We start from the raw sequence: 8902 nt of genomic DNA on the forward strand, positions 1-8902 counted from the left end.
GTTTTAACCTCAGAAACTAAAGAAATCTTTACCAAAGGAATTAAGCTAACAAAATATGTAGATAGCAAACCTCCAGCAAAAATTAAAATTGCTTTGAAAATGTCATAGAATCCTTTTGCTAATAATTCAGATTTAAATTTTTCAAATGGTTTTTTAATATGTTTCATAACTCTATGTTGAGTAGTTTATAAATTTCTACTTTATTCTCATTGTAAACCTCTAATGCACGAGTCTCAAGTTCTTTAAGTCTATCTTCGTCAGTTTCATCCATTTCAATATTTTCTACCTCAGTTTTAAATAATGTATTAAGTCTTAAGTATGCAAAATTATCCGGTTCTTGTCTATCAATACCATTTTTTAACAAGCTTAAAATATTTTCCACTTGTTGAGATTGACCTTGCATAAACAACTCTATAATTCTTTTGCGCTTATTATTTATCCAATACCAAATTCCAAACTTATTTTCTTTATTAGGCTCTAGAAATATTCTTTCACCTGTACCAATAGATAGTAAATTAATATCAATTAATTCTTTATTAAAAGCTTTCTGAGCTTCAATCAGAGCTATTAAACTCGGATTATTAGCCCAAACTCCACCATCTACTTTATTTTTAAATTGTAAAACATCTCCTTTCATATCTTTATACATATTCCCCGAATACGGATCAAAATATGTTGGTGCAGATGAAGTTGATAAGGAAGCATCTAATAATGGAAGATTAGGATCACGAGTAAACCTATGATGGTAAAGGCTTTTTAGAACAGATGGTTTTCCAATACTTAAATCGTAAATTGATACCCCAACAGGTACCTTACAGTCTTTAAGTTTTGGAGTAGCGCTATGATGATATTTTTTAAACACGTCTTCTAATAAGTTTTTAAGACTTGCTCTATCATGTGAAGAATGGTTAATGCATTTTAAGAATCCTTTTTTATTACCAAATATTTCTTCGGCATTTTTAAAGTAAAGATTTTTAATTTCTTCCGCTGGGATACCAATTGATAAAGCTAATGCTAGAATACCACCTGTAGAAGTGCCAAAAATTAAATCTACATTCTGATATATTTGCCAATTCTCAAATTCTTTAGATTTAAGCTCCTTTTCGATTTCGCTTAAAATTACTGCTGGAAAAATACCTCGAATACCACCACCATCTAAACTTAGAACTCTGAATTTTTTACCACTCATATTGTTCTTACTTTACCTGTTAGTAACTGCTGCATTAATCCTTTTTTTTGTAATTGTAAAGTTTCCAGTTTTTGTTGGTATAACTTTATTTCATAGTCAAATGTTTCCAAAAAATCTGCAATTGCTTTTTGTTCTTTTATTGATGGAATTGGTATTTTCAATTTTAAAAATTCTTTTTGTCCTAATGTCTTATTTCTACCTGCGCCACCAGGAGAAGCTAATCCCAATAAATCTTTACCTCTTTTAGACTTAAAGAAAAATAAAAGATAATTTAAATCAAGTTTTGTGGCCAATGGCTTATACATAGGGAATCTATGTGATACAATCATACCTAATTCATTGATAGAGGTTTTTGCAATTGCGTGTTCCCAAGCAAATACAATATTCAGAATAAAACAATCCGGTTCAATAGCAAAAACAGATTTATTACCAAGACTTTCACCCGTTACTGATTCTTTATAAAAAATTCCTTTTGCGTGTGAGCGAATACCTAATTGTTTGTATAAAACATCTTTTTCAGGTTTAACAGGGTTTTTAACCTGTTTCAAAACTGATGATAAACTTTTTATTTCCCAATCATTTGGTATTTGATAATTATCTCTTTTATTAATTTTGTTATCATTCGAAAACTTCTCAAACCTAATTCTACCCGATAAAACACCTATTGTCATACTCTTTTTTACAACTTTAAGGTTTTTTAAAACTTTTTTAGTTGTGTTAATGGCATCATCCCATGTTAAAAGTATGTTAGCAATTTTTTGCTGTTCTGGAAGAGGTGGTAGTGGAACTTTTATTAGAGAGTAAGAACTAAAATAAATGTGTGGAATGGTACTACCAGTTATAAATTTTTCAAAATTTATTGTTTGATATAAAAAGTATAAATAATTTAGGCAAGTAGTTTCTTTTACTGCTTTAATATACCCCATTGTGCCCAATACAGAGGATTGTTTTTCACATAAAAAAACTCTGCCAACACCTGCTCCATCTTTGACAATACTTATATATCTATCTTCTTCTACATAAAAATCAATACCTTTTAATAAACCGCTAGCACCATATAATATGTAATCTCCAAAATTGTCAGACAATGCATTAATTGATAATGAGGAATTTTTATTTTTAGATATTTCTCCTAATTTTTTAACTTCCCAATTGCTTGGAATTAAACCAATTGAGGTTTCTTTATAGTCATTACTTAACTCTTTCAACATAAAATTGATTTAATTTAATTTGTTTCCACCTGGATGAATCCCTCCACCAGTCCATTCGTTTGTAATAAGCCACATTTCATAATGATATAACCACTCCATAGCCCAAGGCAAAATTGTACTTGCTAATGTTTTTGTGTCATTCCATTCTTTGGCTTTGGGATAATACAAACAAAGTTTTTGTCTTTTAGTATCATATACATGTTCTAATTTATTTTTCCCTTCAGGTAATTTTAGTTCTTTTGGCTCTAAAACAAAAATATTAGGACTATCACCTTTTTTATAAGATATTCTTACTAAATATTCGTCTCCTAAGGGAGAAGATTTTAATTTACCTTCCCAAACTAAATGGCTATAAGTAATCATTCTAGTCTCTCCAAAACCATAATCTCTTTTTAAAGCAACAATTTGCTGTGCTATTGTGAGTTTTGGCTTTTTATTCATTTCCAAAAAATTTATGTGGCTGAACTTTAGATACATCTGTTAACCCTGTAACAGCTGTTCCTACAAGACCTAAATTTCTATGCACATTATTGTTTCCACTTTCAGTTAAAATTCTCATATTGTTGCCGATGTCTGAAAAAGTTTTAGTAACAGGAGCATCTCCAAATGATTTTTTTAATGATTCTGATAAAGAAATACGGTTAAATGGCGAATTGAAAATTCCAAAATCAAGTTTTAATTTTTCTATCCAATCTTTGAAAAACTTCTCTCTTTTAGAATTAGGCAAAGCCCATCTATCAGCAAAATTCTCAGATGTTTTTACAGGATTAGAAATCCATTTAATATATCGACCAGTATTTTCATCAAGTCTAGTCTCTATGAAACTTTCCATTTTATTGATAATATTAATCAATGCATCCATAATATTATCTTCACCATTATAAGCATGAGTTGCTAATGTTGTTATGATACAAGATATTGGTTTTTCTTTTTTATCCTCCTCAGAATAGTCTTTAAACGTAATATCTCTATGTCTTTTCAATAACTGAACTGCTCTTTGTAATGGTAATCTTTGCTTTTGATATTTTGGTGTTGGCTTTACAGATTCATTTAAGGAGAACATTTTCGTTTTAACTCCTTTTACATCTTCCGCACTTTTCATAAACCAAATAGCATAACCAAATGGATTGCTCAAATACCAATTTAATGGATTTGTTGAAGTATAATAATCTGGTGTTTTTTCTTTGTCTGTAATACTTAAAACCAAATCTTCAATTTTTTGGTTAGAAAGATTTAAGTATGCTCTCTCTTTTATGATTGAATGACCAGATGTATTTACAGCAGGAAGAATATCCATGTGATAACGTTCATTCATATTTCCGTTCTCTCTGTATTTTAATGTCCAACATCTTCTACCTTCTTCATCAAGTAAAGATTCATACTTCTTATGATTTTTTAGTTGTTCACCAACAAGTTCTTTTACATCTTTTTGGGTCCAACTTTGTTTTTTACCATTTAGTTCACAAACAACATCTAAATCAATATCGCCATCCGGATCAATTGTTTGAATAGTTGTTCCAATAATAAATGAACCCTGTGGGCTAACAACCGGATTGTAATTTGCTAATTCTGAATCAGGATTTGTTAACCAATTTCCAACTGCTTGATAACTTCTTACAGCTGCATCATGTTGAGCTTCAGTAATACTTAGATTCTCTCCAAGAACATCTAATATTTCTTCTAATTCTGTTTTTTGTTCTATTGTTATTGACATATTTTTAAAATATTATAATGTTAATTGAAAAACCTGTATTAGTTTGTTAAAAATTTGGTTCATGTCTTGGTTTCCAAAACCATTTGCGGCAAGTACTTCTGGACTTGGCAAATCGTCTTTTATGGTGTCTACAAATTTTTGCATGTCTGCTTTGATGGTATCGGGTAAAACAAATCGGTCGTTTTCGTTGAGCATCATAGTCATTCTAAACACATCGTTTTTGTGTTTTTTAATATCTACTGATCTCACAGGTTGTCCGGCTGCTTTTCTTTCGGTATTGTTTAAAAATGCAAAAGCCTTTAAGCAAATTAAAGTATGTGGTGCTGCAAAATGTACTCCTTCTTTTACTTCGCTATGTTCTATAGTATAGTTATAATAGTTTTCGTCTAGCAATATGGCTGACATGCTAGACAATCCTTCTTCAACAGGAATAGGAGTAAGATGCGCTCCTTGATTGACATCAATTACATCGGGTTCTTTACAAAATAATTCTAGTTGTTTTGGGTAATCTGAATTGGCTGGATTAGCAAAACGGTAACAGTTTCTTTCTTCTTCATTTTTTTGTTGTACAGCATATTGTCCGAGCGTGATGAATTCCCAAAATTTTGCTACAAATTCTGGTGATAAAGCTTCCACAATCAAAATCATATCAATATCATCGGTAGCACGAGGTGTAAAACCAGCTTCCTCTATGATAATGTCGCAAGCCGTTCCGCCAATGATAATATAACTATCCTGAAAGTCCTTGAAATGTGCGCTAAATGTATCTAATCCTACTACCATATATATTTTTCTATTATTTGTTCTAATCCCATTTCTATTCGTTCATCGTGATTGTCTTTTAGACTAAGGTAAAGTGATAATGGATCTACTACTGCATTATTTACTGGAAATTCATCCAATAATGTTACTGGATTGTATTTCCATACTTCAATAGCAAATTTGCCTTCTCTATCATTAGCATTTAGTAAACCCCTGTTTTTTTGCAAGAAATAAAATGCGCTTTTTTCGATAGCATAGTATTGTTGTTTACTTGGGTTTATGCTAGTGTATTCGGGCAAAGCTGATACATTGGTTTTTAGCATATCAACATTGTGTGGCAACTCATCAACATATACTGTTTTTAAAACCGGGCTTTCCAGAAGATTTTGTTCTTGAGCTACGTCCCATAATTTGTTTCTTTGTAAATTGAATTTGATGCGTTTTTCTTTTTCGCCCATTACTTCAATTAAGTCATGATTTTTCAAATCATCAACAGCATACGAAACCGCCATAGGCGTATAATCTAATTTCTTGGCTATTTCTTTGAATGAATGCTCTTCTATTTTCCAATTATTATTTCTGTGAATGATATGAAATAGGAATAAGAATTGAGAAGAAGGCATCAAACTTTTGTTTTTTAATTTTGTTTTTGGCTGTGCATAACTTTCATTCAAATTGATTAATAATTCCGGTAAAAAAAGTTGTTTTTCAGGCACAATAAAGTTTATTCCTTTTTCAATTAATCGTTTTCTATTGTAGGATTGCAGATTTTCTAAAACTAAAATGACAGTTTTACCTATAGCATTTCTAATCAATTGCAAATGTTTATCTGTTTGTAAAACACTAAAATAGTCTTCATTGATTTGCTCTGCCAAGACTATATTTTTATCGAAAAGAACAACATCATATAGTTTATATGCTTGGGTAATATACATAGGTAAATTGCCCAAAAACTTATTTGAGATGGGATTTTCTAAAGCATTTGTACCCAGTGTTTCGTTTATGTAATTAATTGCTTTTCTCATATTTTACGTTTTGATAAAGTTAAAAATTAGTAATAAAGTGATTAACTTTATTGTGCAAATATAACTTTATTACATTGAAAATCAAATATTAAAATATTTTAAAGGATTAAAACGTTCATTTTCATTTCGCTGAACATAACCCAATTGATTAGTTAGCATTTGCGTACTACCAATTTTGAAATCTTTTGTATTGTGGTGACTATGACCATAAATCCAATAGTCTATATTACAAGCTTCAATTGTATCGAAAAGCTCTACAGCAAATGCTTCATTTAAAGTGCTGTTTTTATATATCTTAGGATACTTTTTGAATGTAGGAACATGGTGGGTTACCACAATTGTTTTATCAGCATCATTCACTTTTAATTCTTGATTGATAAAATTGATACAATCTGTATGCAAATGGTTATAATCATCAGCAGTAAACCTATGACCGTTGTAATTAATCACATGAAAATCGCTAAGACCACGTTCAATACTCCACTGATTGGCAGAACTAATTTTGGACCACAGTGTAGAAAAAATCAGTTTGGTATTTTGGTGTTGCACTACCGAATTGTTTAACAAGATCACATTACTTCGAATTTTTTCATAAAAAGTTCCGGACTTTGTTGCTGCATCAAAATAATAATATTCGTGATTACCCGGAATCCAATAGGTCATTTGGAAATTATCTGATAAGAAACTGAAAAAATCTTGGTGCTTATCCATAACAGCAAAAGGCACAATATCACCTGCCAAAATCAATATATCTCCATTGGGAACTAAAGGATTGGCATTAAAGAATTCCTTATTTTTAGGGAATTCTAAATGTAGGTCGGATGCGTATTGTATTTTGCTGACTTGCATGTCATTTGTTTTATTAAATTAAATTCAACTCTTTCAAATAGTTTTCCATTTGGTTTTCTACTTCGGTAAGTTGCTTTTTGAGTTCGATTATGTTAGTATGCGTTGCTTTGATGTCTACTTCTTCCTCTTCTTCAAACGTATCTACATAACGCGGAATATTAAGGTTGTAATCGTTTTCTATAATGTCGGCAATAGTAGCGCGGTAGCTGTATTTATCTTCTACAATCGCTCCTTTTTCGGTTGTTATTGGCGTTGCTATTTTAAACGATTTATAAGCTGAAACAATGTGTTCTATATCACTATCCCTTAACTTATTTTGGTTTTTGCCACTCTCGAATTCACGACTGGCATCAATAAACAATACGTCTTTATTGTTGGTTTTCCCTCTGTTGAAAATTAATATAGCTGCTGGAATTCCTGTTCCAAAAAATAGGTTGGCTGGTAAACCGATAACGGCTTCCAACAAATTTTCATCTATTAGTTTTTTACGAATTTGCCCTTCGCTACTGCTACGGAACAAAACTCCGTGAGGCACAATAACGCCCACTTTCCCTACATCTTCATAAGTGGTTTCTATCATGTGACTTATAAAAGCATAGTCGCCTTTGCTTTTTGGAGGAACTCCTCTGTGGAAACGGTTGAATTGATCAGAAGCTGCGGTATCTGCACCCCATTTATCTAAACTAAAGGGTGGATTTGCCACCACAATATGGAACTTCATTAGACTATCGTTTTCCAATAGTTTTGGGTTGTTGATAGTATCGCCCCATTCTATTGTGGCACTGTCTTGTTCGTGCAAAAACATATTCATACGACACAAAGCCCAAGTGCTACCATTATTTTCTTGACCATAAAGTGAATAGTTTTTACCTTCTACTTCATTGGCCATTTTTATCAATAAAGATCCCGACCCCGCCGTGGGATCACATATTCTATTACCAGGTTGCGGGTCAACCAATTTGGCTAAAACTGTACTGACTTCGCTTGGTGTATAGAACTCGCCCGATTTCTTGCCGCTTTCTCCTGCAAATTTTGAGATTAGAAACTCGTAACTGTCACCAATTATATCATTCCCTTCAAGATGTGAAGGCTGTAAATCTAATGCTGAAAAATCTACTAATAGGTTTTTCATAATGGCATTACGTTGTTTTGTTTGACCAAACACCGTTTCGGAATTGAAAGAAATACTACGGAACACCATTGCTAATTTGGAACGGTTGGCATCCTCTAAAGCTGTCAATCCAATATCTATAATTTCTCCAATATTAGGTTCGCTACGGTTTTGATATAGGTAATCGAAATTGCTTATTTCTGGCAATATAAAACGCTCCCTTTGTAGTTGGCGTTGTACCATTTCTTCGTTATCTGGATACTTAATGCGGTATTGTTCTACTTTGTCTTTCCAAACATCAGACAGGTATTTTACAAATAATAGCGTTAGGATATAATCTTTGTATTGCTCGCTTCCCATTACTGGGCGTAAAGTGTCACAAGCTTTCCAAACAATATTATTAATTTCTCTCTGTGTAATTTTACTCTCTGCCATAGTTGCTAATTTATAATTTTTGAAATTGTTGTTTGAAAAAGTTTTTGTTTTTCTGCGATTATGTTATTTGTAAGCTCGATATCTTTTAGATATAGTTCTTGTAATGTTACCACTTTTTGCTGTTCTTCTAATGGTATCAGATTAAAAGTAAAATCAGCTAATTCGTTTTTACGAATGGAAGGAATCGAACTTCCTGCTCCCGACTGTTGAAAATGCAATAAATTTTTTGGAAGATTTAAAACAGAAACCAAATATCCTGGAATAATTCTAGTTTTATCAGTACGCAAAATAAAAAAGATTGAAGATGCGATTGCGTTTCCAAAGTCAGAATTGTATAATGTTGCGAAAAATCGAAATCCTTTTGCTACGAAAAGTATATCTTCGTTTTGTAAAAGATTAGCCATTGATTTTGGATTTTCTTCTAAAAAAGTATCATTCTCCCCAATATACTGTCCAAATTCATTAAAATGTTTCGCCTGTAAATAAGGAATAGTTCCGTCTTTACTGGGCTGTCCGTAATAACCGAACTGGATATTTGCTATTTCTTTTAACTTAACTTCCATTTGATTATATTTGTAATGATATTCGTTTCTGATGCAAATATAC

9 protein-coding genes are annotated in these 8902 nt (G+C 31.6%); all 9 read right to left on the reverse strand.

Going from position 1 to position 8902, the window contains the following annotated elements; genetic code table 11:
* Nucleotides 1-163: 163 nt before the first annotated feature.
* Nucleotides 164-1189: a CBASS cGAMP-activated phospholipase gene (locus FPG59_RS10665; RefSeq protein ID WP_086454588.1), complete on the reverse strand. Its 1026-nt coding sequence runs from the start codon at nucleotides 1187-1189 to the stop codon at nucleotides 164-166.
* Nucleotides 1186-2400, reverse strand: coding sequence for a restriction endonuclease subunit S (locus FPG59_RS10670; protein WP_086454589.1), 1215 nt, complete (start codon nucleotides 2398-2400; stop codon nucleotides 1186-1188). Before FPG59_RS10670 ends, FPG59_RS10665 begins: the two co-directional genes overlap by 4 nt.
* Before the next feature lie 9 nt (nucleotides 2401-2409).
* A complete protein-coding gene (locus FPG59_RS16885) occupies nucleotides 2410-2841 on the reverse strand; it encodes a hypothetical protein (RefSeq protein WP_217875879.1) in 432 nt (143 codons plus the stop codon).
* The gene (locus FPG59_RS10680; protein WP_086454590.1) at nucleotides 2834-4114 is read right to left on the reverse strand and encodes a nucleotidyltransferase; all 1281 of its coding nucleotides are present in this window, start codon (nucleotides 4112-4114) and stop codon (nucleotides 2834-2836) included. The genes FPG59_RS16885 and FPG59_RS10680 overlap by 8 nt, the downstream gene beginning before the upstream one ends.
* 12 nt (nucleotides 4115-4126) lie before the next feature.
* Nucleotides 4127-4897 (reverse strand): hypothetical protein, encoded by a 771-nt coding sequence (locus FPG59_RS10685; RefSeq protein WP_086454591.1) that lies wholly within the window; start codon nucleotides 4895-4897, stop codon nucleotides 4127-4129.
* Nucleotides 4891-5901 (reverse strand): helix-turn-helix domain-containing protein, encoded by a 1011-nt coding sequence (locus tag FPG59_RS10690; protein WP_086454592.1) that lies wholly within the window; start codon nucleotides 5899-5901, stop codon nucleotides 4891-4893. The genes FPG59_RS10685 and FPG59_RS10690 overlap by 7 nt, the downstream gene beginning before the upstream one ends.
* A gap of 81 nt (nucleotides 5902-5982) precedes the next feature.
* Nucleotides 5983-6750 (reverse strand): metallophosphoesterase, encoded by a 768-nt coding sequence (locus FPG59_RS10695; protein WP_086454593.1) that lies wholly within the window; start codon nucleotides 6748-6750, stop codon nucleotides 5983-5985.
* A gap of 13 nt (nucleotides 6751-6763) precedes the next feature.
* On the reverse strand, nucleotides 6764-8296 hold the full coding sequence (locus FPG59_RS10700; protein WP_086454594.1) for a type I restriction-modification system subunit M: 1533 nt from the start codon (nucleotides 8294-8296) through the stop codon (nucleotides 6764-6766).
* A 5-nt stretch (nucleotides 8297-8301) separates the two neighbouring features.
* Nucleotides 8302-8902 (reverse strand): restriction endonuclease subunit S (locus FPG59_RS10705; protein WP_217875881.1); only part of this gene is annotated, 601 nt, incomplete at its 5' end.

The sequence above is a fragment of the Flavobacterium sp. FPG59 genome (assembly GCF_002150205.1).
Classification (GTDB): domain Bacteria; phylum Bacteroidota; class Bacteroidia; order Flavobacteriales; family Flavobacteriaceae; genus Flavobacterium.